We start from the raw sequence: 13,711 nt of genomic DNA, 5'->3' as shown, positions 1-13,711 counted from the left end.
GGCGATACAATATCGCAGGGCGTACCGGCTACGGCCTTTCGCCCTGCGCCAGGCGGGCGTTAATCTGCGCAATCACGTCAGGTAGACTCGCCAGCGTATCAATGACATAGTGCGCGCCAGCGGCATACAGCTTCCCGGCCGCCTGCTCGCGGCGGGCGGCGACCTCCTGGGCCGACATCGCCTGGTACTCTTCCCAGGTTGCGCCGAATTCGTTGCCGGACACCGCCAGCCCCACGCTCCACATCCCGGCGCGCAGCCCTTCCTCAATACCCGGCACCGCATCATCGACTTTCACGCAGTGCGATACCGTATCAATACCGAGCGCAATAACGTTTTGCAGCGCCATCCACGGGCCGGGGCGGCCACCGGCGGCAAGGTCGTCAGTCGCGACCCAGTAATCCGGGGTGTAACCCTGAGCCGCGGCGGCAGGGACCAGTTTTTCCATCACCGGGCGTGGGTAACCGGAGCAGGAGCCAATTTTCAGCCCCTCGGCGCGCAGTGCGGCGATCGTGTCGACAACACCGGCGATTGGCGCGGAAAAATCGACGACTTTGGCAATCTGTAGCGGCATAAAGGCCGCGTAGATGGCATCAATATCCGCAGGCGTCATCCCTCGGCCGAATCGGGCCTGCCAGCGGCTGTTCACGGACGGCAGTTTACCCAGCGCTTCGATATGCTGCCATTTGCCAAGCCCCATCGGCACGCGGGCTTCCGCCAGCGTAATCTCAATATCAAAGGCCCGGCGGAAGGCCTCCACAAAAATCTGCGTTGGCGCGAAAGAGCCAAAATCAACGGTGGTGCCAGCCCAGTCGAGAATGACGGCAGTGATACGGTTCATCGTGGTTCCTTACTGTTTCCAGTACATGGCGCGTTCAATGGCGGTGAGCAGGGCGGTGATATCGGCGTCGTACACTTCGCCGATATTCCCGATGCGGAAGCAGTCGCTCTGCGACACTTTCCCCGGATAGATAACAAAGCCCTGATCTTTCAGGTGCTGATAGAACGTGTTAAAGCGGTACTGCGGTGCCTGCGGCGAGTAGAAGGCGGTGATGATCGGCGAATGCAGCGCATCCTCGAGCAGCGGCTGAAAACCGAGCGCGCGCATCCCTGCCACCAGGCGACGCTGGTTATTGCTGTAGCGCTGATAACGCGCCGCCACGCCGCCCTCGTCGGCCAGCTCTTTCAGCGCCTGGGCGAAGGCCAGCACGGTGTGCGTCGGCGAGGTAAAACGCCATTTGCCGTGGTTATCTTCCATGCAGCGCCACTGGGCGTACAGGTCGAGCGACAGGGAGCGCGAGCGGCCTTTGCAGGCTTCCAGCGCCGACTGGCGGGCAATCACAAAGGCAAAACCCGGCACTCCCTGAATGCATTTGTTGGCGGAGCTTATCAGGAAATCGATATTCAGCGCCGCCACGTCCAGCGGGATGCCGCCAAAGCTGCTCATCGCATCCACGATGTACTGCTTCTGGTAGCGGCGGGCCAGTTCGGCGACATCGGCGATGGGGTTAAGCATGCCGGTGGTGGTTTCACAGTGCACCATCGCGATATGGGTAATGGCGCTGTCCTGCCGGAGGAGGGTCTCAATGGCCTGCGCATCCGGGCGCGTCACCTCGCCGCAGTCATAGGCGTGATGCGCCACGCCCATCAGCGCGGCCATTTCAATCATTCGCGCGCCGTAGGCGCCGTTGCTGACGATCAGCACCTTACCCTGCTGGCCGATCACGGAGCCGAGCACCGCTTCCACCGCGTAGCTGCCGCTGCCTTGTAGCAGCACCGAGGTGTAGCCAGGCAGCGGCGTGGCGAGCGCAACCAACTGCTGGCGAAGGGCCTGTACCACGCCGAGGTTGTAGTCGTCGTCCCAGGTGCAGCTGTCGAACAGCATGGCCTCTTTCACGGTGCGAGACGTGGTTAATGGGCCGGGGGTCAGAAGCAGATAGTTACGCGAAGTCATGGGTTTCACCTTTTTGGTCTATACCAGATTTGCGAGTATCATGAAGAAAAGGGCGCGTGAAGGTCAAAGGGAATCTGCGGCTGCAACAAAAAATTCATCTGCCGGTGTATAATGAGCGGCAACAAAAACCATAGCGAAACACCATGAAATCACCCGCTGGCGAGTTACCGCAGTACCTGTTGATCAAAGCGCAGTTGCAGGCGCGCATTCAGAACGGCGCGCTGAAAAGCGGCGATAAACTGCCGTCCGAGCGCGAGCTGTGCGCCATTTTTAACACCACCCGCGTGACCGTACGCGAGAGCCTGGCGATGCTGGAAGCCAGCGGCGTTATCTACCGTGCAGACCGCCGCGGCTGGTTCGTGACGCCGGAGCGGCTGTGGCTGGACCCGACCCAGAACACCAACTTCCATAAGCTGTGCGTGGAGCAGGGGCGCGAGCCGAAAACGGTACTGCTGGACGGACGCGTCACCACCGTGCCGCTGGACGTGATGGCCCCGCTGGCGCTACAGCCGTTCGACCAAATCTACCTGTTGACCCGCTTGCGCTATGCCGATGGCCGCGCGGTGTGCTACTGCGAAAACCACTGCCTGCCCGCCCGCGTGCCGGAGCTGCTGCGCCACGATCTCAACGGCAGCCTGACGGAGATTTATCAGACCCATTACGGGCTGATCTATACCAGTATGCATCTGACGTTTTACCCCACCTCAATGCCGCCGCAGGCCGCTGAAGCACTGGGGGTGATGGAGGGGCGTCCGGCGCTGTTGCTGCGTCGTCTCAACTACGATCAGCACGGGCGTATTCTCGATTTCGATACCGAATACTGGCGCCACGACAGCCTGCGCATTGAAGTCGACACCCACTAAATCCTCAGCTTTGCCCGGCACCCTCGCCGGGCGGCGACTCTTCCCCGCCCTTCGCTAAAACACAGCTTCGACGCATTTCTTTCATCTTTCTGTCACAAACTCCGGTTAGCGTGAAAACAAATCTGGTGTAGACCAGAATGTTTATCAACTCCATGAGGCTAACACGATGAAACTCACCCGACTTGCTCTGTTGTCTGCGATCGCGCTGGTAAGCAGCCCCGTCTGGGCGGATGGCGTAGTGACGGTATATTCCGCCGACGGTCTGCACGACGGCGACAACAGCTGGTATCAGAACCAGTTTAACGCCTTTACCAAAGCCACGGGCATCAAAGTACAGTACGTTGAGGGCGGCTCTGGCGCGATCGTCGAGCGTCTGGCTAAAGAGCGCAGCAACCCGCAGGCCGACGTGCTGGTGACGGTGCCGCCGTTCATTCAGCGTGCGGCAGCGGAAAAGCTGTTGGCCGAGTTCAAACCCGAATCCGCCGCGCAGATTGCGGGCACGACCGGCCGCTACGCGCCGCTGGTGAACAACTACCTGAGCTTCATCTACAACGACAAGGCGCTGAAGGCCGCGCCAGCGACCTGGCAGGAACTGCTCGACGGCCGCTTTAAGAACAAGCTGCAGTATTCCACCCCGGGGCAGGCTGGCGACGGTACGGCGGTGATGCTGCAGGTGTTCCACAGCTTTGGCGGCAAGGACGCCGGTTTTGACTATCTCGGCAAGTTGCAGGCCAACAATGTCGGGCCTTCCGCCTCCACCGGTAAGCTGACGGCGCTGGTCAACAAAGGCGAACTGTACGTTGCCAACGGCGATCTGCAGATGAACCTGTCGCAGATGGCTCGCAACCCGAATGTGAAAATTTTCTGGCCTGCGGACGCCAACGGCGAACGCAGCGCGCTGGCGCTGCCGTACGTGATTGGTCTGGTCCAGGGCGGGCCGCAGAGCGAAAACGGCAAGAAGCTCATCAACTTCCTGCTGGCGAAAGAGGCGCAGAGCAGCGTCAGCGCCCTCTCCTGGGGGATGCCGGTGCGTAGCGACGTGACGCCGACGGATGCCAATTATCAGGCGGCAAAAGCCGCGCTGGACGGTGTGAAAAGCTGGACGCCGAACTGGGATGACGTTGCGGTTTCTCTGCAGGCAGATATTGCCCGCTGGCATAAAGTGACCGACAGCGAGTAAGCGTGATGTTGATGAAAAATACGACCTTCCAGCCCGGCGTGCGCGCGGGAACTTCCGGGATTACCCTGGATTCACTGCGCGTCTCCTACCATGGCAATGTGGTGCTCAAGCCGCTGTCATTGACCATCGAGCCCGGTGAAGTGCTGGCGCTGATTGGCCCTTCCGGCTCGGGGAAAACCACGGTGCTGCGCGCCATTGCGGGGTTCGTACAACCGGCTGGCGGACGTATTTTGATTGGCGACACGGACGTCACCCACCTGCCGCCCTACAAGCGCGGTCTGGGCATGGTGGTGCAAAACTACGCCCTGTTTCCGCATATGAAGGTGGAGGATAACGTCGCCTTCGGCCTGCGGGCGCAAAAGCAGCCCAACGCGCTGATTGCCGAACGGGTCGCTGAGGCGTTGAAGATTGTCGGCATGTCGGATTACGCCACCCGCTATCCGCATCAGCTTTCCGGCGGCCAGCAGCAGCGCGTGGCGATCGCCCGCGCCATCGCCGTTCGTCCGCGGGTGCTGCTGCTCGATGAGCCGCTGTCGGCGCTGGATGCGCAAATTCGCCATTCGATGGTCGAGGAGATTGCCCGCCTGCACCGCGAACTTCCCGAGCTGACCATTCTCTATGTGACCCACGATCAGACCGAAGCCCTGACCCTCGCCGATAAAATCGGCATCATGAAGGACGGCTCGTTGATTGCCCATGGCGAAACCCATGCGCTCTACCACCATCCGCCGAACCGTTTCGCCGCCGAGTTTCTCGGGCGCGCCAATATTCTCGCCGCGACCGCGCTGAACGCGTCTCCGGCTGCGGGTGTTGTCAACGTCAGCTGCGGCGGAACGCTGGTGAATGCCTGGAGTCAGGGGGCGCATCACGGTCATAACAAGCTGCTGTGCATTCGCCCGCAGCATATGAGCCTGACGCCGCGCTCGGCGCAGAGCAACCGCCTGAACGCGGTGCTGACCTCCGTACACTGGCAGGGAGATTTAACCCATCTGCTGTGCGATGTCGCCGGTGAAAGCGTGCGTATCGTGCTCACGCAGGTTAACCCACTGCCGCGCGCGGGCGACCGGCTGGCGCTCTATTTCGAACCTAACGACGCCGTGCTGATAGAGGTGTGACATGTCGATGATACTGACGCTGGAACGCCCGGCGGCGCAGGCGCGTCGCGGCCTGTGGGTGGCGCTGCCGCTGCTGGTGCTGGCGACGCTGTTTTTCTATCCGCTGCTGTTGATTGTTGAGCAGGCGCTGCGTGACACCCGCGGCCACTGGAGCCTCGATACCTTCTGGCAGGTGGTGGAATCCCGCCGTTTTAGCGGCGCGCTGCTCAATACCCTGCAGATTGCTGTGTTCGCGACCCTGGGCTGCCTGGTGCTGGGCAGCGTACTGGCGCTGATTCTGGTGTTCATCCCTTTCCCCGGCAGTGGCCTGATGGGGCGGGTGATCGATACCTTCATTGCGCTGCCGACGTTTTTAATCACCCTCGCCTTCACCTTTATCTACGGTTCGGCGGGGCTGCTTAACGGCTCGCTGATGGCCTGGTTCGGCGTCGAACTGCCGCCGGTGGATTTTCTCTACTCGATACAGGGTGTGATCCTTGCTGAAATCACCGTGTTTACGCCGCTGGTGATGCGCCCGCTGATGGCGGCGCTGCGGCAAATCGACAAAAGCCAACTGGAGGCTGCCAGCATTCTCGGCGCGCATCCGTGGCGGGTGATGGCGCAGGTTATCTTTCCGGCGGCGCTGCCTGCGCTGCTGGCGGGCGGCAGCCTGTGCCTGCTGCTCACCACCAATGAGTTCGGCATTGTGCTGTTTATCGGCGCCAAGGGCGTCAACACGCTGCCGATGATGGTCTACAGCAAGGCGATTCTGGAGTCTGACTACAGCGTGGCCTGCATGATAGCGCTGCTCAATATCCTGCTGTCGCTGGGATTGTTCCTGCTCTACCGCGTGGCGGCTTCCCGTACCGGCGTAAGGAATGCATGATGTTAATCTGGTCCTCTAAAGGGCGTATCGTCGCGGGCGTGCTGGCGGCAACGCTGTTTACCGTCTTCTTCTTTCTGCCGCTGGCGGTCATTTTGATGTCCAGCCTGAGCCAGCAGTGGAACGGCGTGCTGCCGACCGGGTTTACGCTGGCGCACTTTGTGAATGCGTTTCGCGGCGCGGCCTGGGATGCGCTGTTCTCCAGTCTGGTTATCGGTTTTTGCGCCAGTCTGTTCGCGCTGCTGTGCGGCGTCTGGGCGGCGCTGGCGCTACGTCAGTACAGCGCCCGGGCGCAAAAATATCTGGGGATGGCGTTTTATCTGCCGAGCGCTATCCCGTCGGTGTCGGTCGGGTTGGGGATTCTGGTGGCCTTCAGCCAGGGACCGCTACAGATGAACGGGACGTTCTGGATTGTGCTGGCGGCGCACTTTGTGCTGATATCCGCCTTCACCTTCAGCAACGTGTCGACGGGGCTGGCGCGCATTTCCGCCGATATTGAAAACGTCGCATCGAGCCTCGGCGCTTCGCCGTGGTACAAACTGCGCCATGTTACGCTGCCGCTGCTGATGCCGTGGATGCTCTCCGCGCTGGCGCTCAGCCTGTCGTTGTCGATGGGGGAACTGGGCGCCACGGTGATGATTTACCCGCCGGGCTGGACGACGCTGCCGGTGGCGATTTTCAGCCTGACCGATCGCGGCAACATCGCCGACGGCGCCGCGCTGACCATTGTGCTGGTGGCGATCACGCTGCTGTTGATGATGAAACTTGAGCGGATAGCCAGACGGTTAAGCCAGCGCTAAACCGCTCTCGTGCCCGGTTACTGCGCCGGGCATTTCACTTTACTTATTGCGTCCTTGTAAGCCTGTTTGTTATTGCGATCCAGCGCAAGGGTGGCTTCGCGCACGTGGAGTTTGTTGTCCTCTGAGGCGATCACCTTGTTGGCGAAATCATTGTCGCTGAGGGGGGTCTTTGGTTTGCAGACGGCTTTGATATCTTTTATCACCTGCTGTTTTTGTTGCTCAAATTTCAGCCCTTGTAGCGGTGAACTGGCAAACGCCGCCGGTACGCTCAGCAGGGCGACAAAACAGAGTAAGGATGTGAATTTCATCAGATGACCTCCCTTCAGATGTAATGACTCAACTATAACGTGGGCTTCGTCCTTTTGCGCGAATCCAGCGAAATCAGCACCACGGACGACAGGATCAGCAGCGTGCCCAGCCAGTCCGGCAGCGCAAAGCTAACACCCAGTAATATCACGGAAAGCAGGGCGCTGCTAAGCGGTTCGGCACAGCTCAGAATACTGGCTTTTGGGCCGCCAATCATCTGCGCGCCCTTCAGGTACAGGCTGAAGGTGAGCGAGGTGCCGATCACCACCAGATAGAAAAATGCCAGCACCAGGCTGCCATTCACCACAAACGTCGTCCCCTTACCGGCATAAAACGGCAGCAGAAACGCGCCGCCCAGCAGCATGCTCCAGCCGACGATCGGCAACGTGCCGTAGCGGGCGATAAGCGCTGAAGGATAGGTGGTATAAAACGCAGCGGCAAAGGCGGAGGCAATCCCCCAAAACACCGCAGCAGCCGACACCGACAGCGAGGTCGGGTTGCCGTGGGTCACCAGCAAAAAGGTGCCGATAAGCGATGTGAGGATCGCGGCGAACACCAGCGGACCCGGGCGTGCTTTTTTCACCAGCGCAAACCATGCCACGATGATGGTCGGCGACAGAAACTGCAAAACCGTGGCGGTGGCGGCGTTGGATTTTTCAATGGTCAGCAAAAAGGTCAGCTGCACGGTCAGCGCGCCGACCAGCGAAAACACCAGCAGGCTGAAGGCGTCTTTGCGGTTTTTCAGAATACGGAAAATTTTATCGCCGTGAACGAAGGCGAGGGTGAGCAGGATGAACCCGGCGAACAGCAGGCGCACCATGGTCAGAAACGGCGACGACATCTGGCTTTGCGCCATAATGTACTGCGCGCAAACCCCTGAACTGCCCCACAATACGGCGGCGATCAATACGTTAAGCATCCCTTTTCTGGTGGCGCCCATCTTATCCTCGTCAGCGTTTTTGGTGTGAAGGCATCATAGCACAGGCAAGAAAAAAGGAGGCCGAGGCCTCCAGACATCAAGGGGAACTGCAAGGCGGATGGGGAATCAGCTTAAATCAACATTTTTACTGCCGAACAACCAGGTCAGCACAAACCCGCACACATAGGCGACGCACAGCCCGGCGGCGTAGACCGCCATCCCGGCATAGATGCCGTGACTGGAGGTCATCAGCGGCAGCGCCACCAGACCAGATGGGCCAAACACGGTGTTAAGCCCGACCGGCAGCCCCATCCAGGCCACCAGACCGATAAAGAACCCGCCGCAGGCGCCGCCGAGACAGGCGGTGATAAACGGCTTCATGCGCGGTAGCGTGACGCCGTAAATCAACGGTTCGCCGACCCCGAGCAGGCCCGGAATAATCGCCCCTTTGATCTGCGTGCGCAGCAGCGCGTCTTTTTTGGCGCGGAAGTAGAGCGCCAGCGCTGCGCCGACCTGCCCCGCGCCCGCCATCGCCAGGATGGTAAACAGCGAGTTGAAGCCTTGCGCATCCATCAGCGCAAAATAGACTGGCACAAACCCCTGATGAACGCCGAACATCACCGCCAGCAGGAACAGGCCCGCCAGCACCGCCGAACCGAACGGGTTGCCGTTAAGGTGCAGGAACAGCCATGACATACCGGTGAACAGGTACCCGCCGATCGGCATGATCACGATAAAGGTGACGGCGCCCATGATAAGCAGCGTGACGGCGGAGGTCAGGAGCATATCGAGGTTCGCGGGCATGACGCTGCGCACGCGGCGCTCGACCCAGGCGCCGAGGATAGACGCAATCAGCACGCCGATGATGTTGCCGCGCGGGTCGATGCCGTGACCGAAGAAGTTCGAAATACCGGCGTAGAAGCCGACGGTGGCGTCCGGGTTATAGCCCAGCACGAACAGCGCGGCGATGATCGCCCCGTTGACGCCGGAGCCGCCGAACGCCTTCTGCGCGTTATAGCCAATCAGGATGCTCAGGAAGGTGAACATCCCCTTACTGAACACCTTCATATAACCGATGATTTCGACCAGCACTGCATTCGGATGGGCATTTTCCAGCACGAATGCCTGCTCCGCCAGCGTGGCGAAGCCCAGCAGCAGACCGACGGCGATAAACCCGGGAATGAGGGGGGTAAAGATGGTGGCGAACTTCGACAGAAACTTCTGTACGCCGCTGGTCTGTTTACCCTTGAGCTCCTGCTTTTTCGCGGCCGCCACGTCCGCCAGCGACTGACCCGGCGTGGCAACGAGAGGCGGTTCGCTTTCCAGCATATGGTTCAGCATTTCCGCCGCCATTTGCGCTTTGCCAAGGCCCAGCACCACCTGGAACTGCTCGTCACTGACGATAACACCCATGACGCCGTCAATCTGACGGATGGCGGCAACGTCGGTAAGCGTATTATCGTGTAGCGTCAGACGCAGGCGGGTCATGCAGTTTCCCGCCTGCGCTACGTTTCCGGCGCCGCCCACATGGGACAGGAGCCGGGCTATCATCTCTTTCGTTATTTTCGCCATTCAACGTTACCTGTGCGTGTAGGGGATCAGGCTTGTGCGAGCGCCTGACGAATAAATCCGTGGTGTTGAGAAAGCAGGTTTTTCGCCTCGTCGGCATCTAACCCCGCCATCACCATGACGATCGCCGTTTTGCAGTGGCGGTTGCAGGCGTCCAGCGCGGCTTGCGCCGTCGGGCGGTCGCAGTCGGTGGCTTCCATCACAATGGAGACCTGACGCTCCATCAGCTTGGCGTTAGTCGCTTCGACATCCACCATCAGGTTGCTGTAAACCTTGCCGATGCGGATCATCGCGCCGGTGGTTATCATATTCAGCACCAGCTTTTGCGCGGTGCCGGCTTTCAGACGGGTCGAGCCGGTGACCACTTCCGGGCCTACCGCCGGGGTGATAGCGATATCCGCCATCTGCGCCATTTCGCTGTGCGGGTTGCAGCTCACCACGGCGACGCAGGCGTTCAGGCTTTTGGCGTACTCCATAGCGCCGATGACGTATGGCGTGCGACCGCTGGCCGCCAGACCCACCAGTACGTCATGCTGGCTGAAGTGGATGGCTTTCAGATCCTCCGCACCCTGCGTTTTGTTATCTTCCACGCGTTCGACGGCGCTTAAGATAGCCTTGTGACCCCCGGCAATCAGCCCGACAACCTGCTCCGGACGGGTGCCGAAGGTGGGCGGACATTCGCTGGCGTCCAGAATACCCAGACGCCCGGAGGTACCTGCGCCGGTATAAATCAGACGACCGCCGTTTTGCAGCGCGGCGGCGACCTTGTCGACGAGTTGGGCAATCTGCGGCAGGTAAGGGGTGATGGCGTGAGGCACCTGCTGGTCTTCACGGTTGATCACCGCCAGCATCTCTTCGGTGGAAAGGGTGTCAATGTGGGTGCTGTTGGTGTTGCGACGCTCGGTCAGCAGTTTACTCAGGTCGATACTCATACTTGCCTCGTAGTCATCAGATGCCATCAGTATAAGGAATAAATTATTCCATTGATGTGAAGATAGTCACGATAAGATTACGTGTTCACTGTTATCACTGCAATTGTGAGGAATTTTTTATTATTACTGGTCGTATGGAGAGGATGTGCAATAGTGTAGAACATCATGAGATGGGTCAGTACGGAGGCACGCGGCAACGGGCTTGGCAGCCAGCTGATTCGCGCTGCCGAGGAAAATGCCCGCACCTGCGGCTGCCGCCATGTGCTGGTGGACACCATCAGCTTTCAGGCCAGGCCGTTCTACGAGAAGTACGGCTTTACGCTTAAGACCACGCTTGATGATTTCCCGCAGGTGGGCATGCAGCGCCACTATCTGACCAAAACCATTTAACCCCCAAGCCCCTGGCGCATTAGCGCCAGGGCGTGGCGCACGATGGTCTCCGGCGCCACTGCGTGCAGCCGTTCATCGCTGCGTATCCGTGAGAAGGGCACCAGCACCAGGCTTATCAGCGTGGTGACGAGCAGCTCCGGCGCCAGCTCGCGGTTCAGCTTTCCCGCCTGCTGCCAGTGCGCCACGGTGCTCAGCATCTTGTGATATTTATCGTCGCCGAAGCGGGCGTGCATGTGCTGGCGCAGTACCGGCATCTCACCGATCATCTCCTGCATCCACAGCGGCGCAAACCACGCGTGCTGCTCCGCCAGCTCTGCCAGCACCTGCACCATCTGGGTAAAGGCGGCGATCGGGTCGTCCGGGTGCTCGGTAAACACCGTGCTGATGCGGTTGCGCAGCGGCATAAAACGCTCTTCCAGCAATTGGTCGACCAGCGCATCGCGGGTGGTGAAGTAATAATGCAGCATTGCTGGCGTTACCCCCGCCTCTTTGGCGATCGCATTGAGCGAAATATTGGCAATGCCATGGCGGGAGAACAGCTGCAGGGCGATGTCCATCAGCTGCTCGCGGTTGGCGGTGCCCGCGGTTTTGCCGCGTGGCCGACCCGGTCGACGCGGGGCGGGGCGATTGTCCTTTTGTGCTGTCATCTGTTGGCTGTCTCTTGACCTGAACCCTAACTTACTCAAATATTAATTATGCAATTAATTAATTTCAAGTGAGCCTGCTATGGATTCGCACACAATGACGACGCCGTTGACGAGCGTTCGCTCCGTTCGGCTGCTGTTCAGCGCGCTGCTGCTGGTGATGCTGCTGTCGGCGCTCGATCAGACCATTGTCTCGACGGCGCTGCCGACGATTGTCGGCGAACTGGGCGGCCTGGAGAAGCTCTCCTGGGTGGTGACGGCCTATATTCTGACCTCGACCATCGTGGTGCCGTTGTACGGCAAATTTGGCGACCTGTTTGGCCGCAAGAAGGTGCTACAGATTTCCATTGTACTGTTTCTCGTCGGCTCCGCCCTGTGCGGGATGGCGCAGAACATGACGCAACTGGTGCTCATGCGCGCCCTGCAAGGGCTGGGCGGCGGCGGCCTGATGGTGATCAGCATGGCGGCGGTGGCGGACGTGATCCCGCCTGCCGAACGTGGGCGTTACCAGGGACTGTTTGGCGGCGTTTTTGGCCTCGCGACGGTGATTGGCCCGCTGATTGGCGGCTTTATCGTGCAGCACGCCTCCTGGCGCTGGATTTTTTATATCAACCTGCCGCTCGGCATCTTCGCCCTGCTGGTTATCGGCGCGGTGTTTCATAGCAGCAATACGCGCCGCCAGCATGAGATAGACTGGCTGGGCGCGGTGTACCTGAGCATGGCCCTGCTGTGCATTATCCTTTTCACCACGGAAGGCGGCACGGTGCGCCCGTGGAGCGACCCGCAGCTGTGGTGCATCCTGGCGTTTGGCCTGGTGGGGATTGCCGGGTTTATCTACGAAGAGCGGCTGGCGTGGGAGCCGATTATCCCGCTGTCGCTGTTTCGCAACCGCAGCTTTCTGCTGTGCAGCCTGATCGGGCTGATTATCGGTATGTCGCTTTTTGGTTCGGTCACTTTCCTGCCGCTGTATCTGCAGGTGGTGAAAGGGGCGACGCCGACCCAGGCGGGGCTGCAGCTGATCCCGCTGATGGGGGGGCTGCTGCTGACCTCGATTATCAGTGGGCGCATTATCAGCCGTACCGGAAAGTATCGCCTGTTTCCCATCGCCGGTACGCTGCTTGGCGTGATAGGGATGGTGCTGCTGACGCGTATCACGATCGATTCGCCGACCTGGCAGCTGTACCTGTTCACCGGCGTGCTGGGGATGGGGCTCGGTCTGGTGATGCAGGTGTTGGTGCTGGCGGTGCAGAACTCAGTGGCGGCGAACATGTACGGGGTGGCGACTTCCGGGGTTACGCTGTTCCGCTCGATTGGCGGCTCCATCGGCGTGGCGCTGTTTGGCGCAGTATTTACCCATGTGTTGCAGTCAAACCTGACGCGCCTGCTGCCGGAAGGGGCCGAGATCCCGCACGGGATGAACCCGGTGGCGATTCACCACCTGCCGGACGCCCTGCGAGGCAATTATCTGGATGCCTTCGGCGCGGCGATCCACGCCGCGTTCCTGATGGCCGCCTGCATTATGGTGCTGGCGTTCGCGCTGTCGTGGTTCCTGCGCGAGACGCCGCTGAAGAAGGCGCATTATTAGTGGGATGGCGAGAGTCGTTTGGATTAGGCCGATGTGAACGAGCCAAACCCTCTGCCGGAGAACTGTCCAGCAATGTTTGGGGCATATTGCGGTGGATGATCCAGAACCGCCAGCACGCGTCCCCCTTCCTGAAGGGTTAACTTAGCTCGGCCGGGGTTGCCTGGACTCAGCGACAATTCCAGTGAAAGTGGAATACCAATAAGGTCATAAGCATTATACGTCCCTTGCAAAGGGCCTTGCAGATAAAGGGTAGGAATGTTGATGTTTGTCCCTTCGCCCGTGGCTGTCCCATTGAAATGTACTGATAAATTGTTTGAAGAATTTGGCGCGGAGCCGATAAAGGCTAATGTCGACTTAATGATGACAGTACCTCCACCACAGCCTTGACTTTCAAAACAGAAATAGCCACCGATAAGCAGCCCACACCCACAACCGTTGTTATTATTGTTGTTGTTGTTGTTGTTGTTGTTGTTGTTGTTGTTGTTGTTGTTGTAGTTGTTGTTGTTGTTGTTGTTGTTGTTGTTGTTGTTGTTGTTGTTGTTGTTGTTGTTGTTGTTGTTGTTGTTGTTGTTGTTGTTGTTGTCGTTGTTGTTGT

The 13,711-nt window shown here is 59.6% G+C and carries 14 protein-coding genes and 1 pseudogene; 7 read left to right on the top strand and 8 right to left on the bottom strand.

The genetic code is table 11. The features are described 5' to 3' along the window. Positions 1–28 precede the first annotated feature (28 nt). Complete coding sequence (phnX, locus tag JO226_RS22390; RefSeq protein ID WP_296407611.1) at positions 29–838, bottom strand: phosphonoacetaldehyde hydrolase; 810 nt, start codon at positions 836–838, stop codon at positions 29–31. Positions 839–847: 9 nt separating this feature from the next. Next, the gene (gene phnW / locus JO226_RS22385) at positions 848–1,951 is read right to left on the bottom strand and encodes a 2-aminoethylphosphonate--pyruvate transaminase (protein ID WP_296407609.1); all 1,104 of its coding nucleotides are present in this window, start codon (positions 1,949–1,951) and stop codon (positions 848–850) included. Between the two features lie 143 nt (positions 1,952–2,094). Between phnW and phnR the strand changes: the two genes are divergently transcribed. The 5 genes from phnR to phnV all read left to right on the top strand — a co-directional run bounded on the left by phnR (position 2,095) and on the right by phnV (position 6,771). Beyond that, positions 2,095–2,814: a phosphonate utilization transcriptional regulator PhnR gene (phnR, locus tag JO226_RS22380; RefSeq protein ID WP_296407607.1), complete on the top strand. Its 720-nt coding sequence runs from the start codon at positions 2,095–2,097 to the stop codon at positions 2,812–2,814. A gap of 166 nt (positions 2,815–2,980) precedes the next feature. After that, positions 2,981–3,994 (top strand): 2-aminoethylphosphonate ABC transporter substrate-binding protein, encoded by a 1,014-nt coding sequence (phnS, locus tag JO226_RS22375; protein WP_296407605.1) that lies wholly within the window; start codon positions 2,981–2,983, stop codon positions 3,992–3,994. A gap of 5 nt (positions 3,995–3,999) precedes the next feature. Then, positions 4,000–5,109: a 2-aminoethylphosphonate ABC transport system ATP-binding subunit PhnT gene (gene phnT / locus JO226_RS22370; RefSeq protein ID WP_296407603.1), complete on the top strand. Its 1,110-nt coding sequence runs from the start codon at positions 4,000–4,002 to the stop codon at positions 5,107–5,109. 1 nt (position 5,110) lies between these two features. Beyond that, positions 5,111–5,974: a 2-aminoethylphosphonate ABC transporter permease subunit gene (gene phnU, locus JO226_RS22365; RefSeq protein ID WP_296407601.1), complete on the top strand. Its 864-nt coding sequence runs from the start codon at positions 5,111–5,113 to the stop codon at positions 5,972–5,974. Beyond that, positions 5,974–6,771: a 2-aminoethylphosphonate ABC transport system, membrane component PhnV gene (gene phnV / locus JO226_RS22360; protein WP_296407670.1), complete on the top strand. Its 798-nt coding sequence runs from the start codon at positions 5,974–5,976 to the stop codon at positions 6,769–6,771. Before phnU ends, phnV begins: the two co-directional genes overlap by 1 nt. Positions 6,772–6,788: 17 nt before the next feature. Here the strand turns inward: phnV and JO226_RS22355 are convergent, their stop codons facing one another. From JO226_RS22355 to murQ, 4 genes are all read right to left on the bottom strand, one after another. After that, entirely contained in the window at positions 6,789–7,079 is a 291-nt protein-coding gene (locus tag JO226_RS22355) for a YicS family protein (protein WP_296407599.1), read from the bottom strand. Positions 7,080–7,111: 32 nt separating this feature from the next. After that, complete coding sequence (locus JO226_RS22350) at positions 7,112–8,017, bottom strand: EamA family transporter (RefSeq protein WP_296407596.1); 906 nt, start codon at positions 8,015–8,017, stop codon at positions 7,112–7,114. 105 nt (positions 8,018–8,122) lie between these two features. Next, complete coding sequence (gene murP, locus JO226_RS22345; RefSeq protein WP_296407594.1) at positions 8,123–9,568, bottom strand: PTS N-acetylmuramic acid transporter subunit IIBC; 1,446 nt, start codon at positions 9,566–9,568, stop codon at positions 8,123–8,125. Positions 9,569–9,594: 26 nt separating this feature from the next. Then, complete coding sequence (gene murQ, locus JO226_RS22340; RefSeq protein WP_296407592.1) at positions 9,595–10,497, bottom strand: N-acetylmuramic acid 6-phosphate etherase; 903 nt, start codon at positions 10,495–10,497, stop codon at positions 9,595–9,597. Between the two features lie 171 nt (positions 10,498–10,668). Here murQ and JO226_RS22335 point away from each other — a divergent pair. After that, positions 10,669–10,887 (top strand): annotated as a pseudogene (locus JO226_RS22335) (GNAT family N-acetyltransferase); the annotation flags it as partial. On the opposite strand, the gene JO226_RS22330 reads toward JO226_RS22335, so the two are convergent. After that, entirely contained in the window at positions 10,884–11,534 is a 651-nt protein-coding gene (locus JO226_RS22330) for a TetR/AcrR family transcriptional regulator (RefSeq protein ID WP_296407590.1), read from the bottom strand. The pseudogene JO226_RS22335 and the gene JO226_RS22330 sit on opposite strands and share 4 nt — an antisense overlap. A gap of 79 nt (positions 11,535–11,613) precedes the next feature. Here JO226_RS22330 and JO226_RS22325 point away from each other — a divergent pair, with 79 nt between their 5' ends. Further along, the gene (locus JO226_RS22325; RefSeq protein ID WP_296407588.1) at positions 11,614–13,116 is read left to right on the top strand and encodes an MDR family MFS transporter; all 1,503 of its coding nucleotides are present in this window, start codon (positions 11,614–11,616) and stop codon (positions 13,114–13,116) included. 23 nt (positions 13,117–13,139) lie between these two features. On the opposite strand, the gene JO226_RS22320 is transcribed toward JO226_RS22325, so the two are convergent. Then, the coding region (locus JO226_RS22320; protein WP_296407586.1) for a hypothetical protein at positions 13,140–13,711 on the bottom strand (572 nt) is incomplete at its 5' end.

The organism is Pluralibacter sp., assembly GCF_019237635.1.
In the GTDB taxonomy this organism is placed as follows: Bacteria; Pseudomonadota; Gammaproteobacteria; order Enterobacterales; family Enterobacteriaceae; genus Enterobacter_B.
Note: the sequence above shows the minus strand (reverse complement) of the source record. Positions and strands in the feature narration are given on the sequence as shown.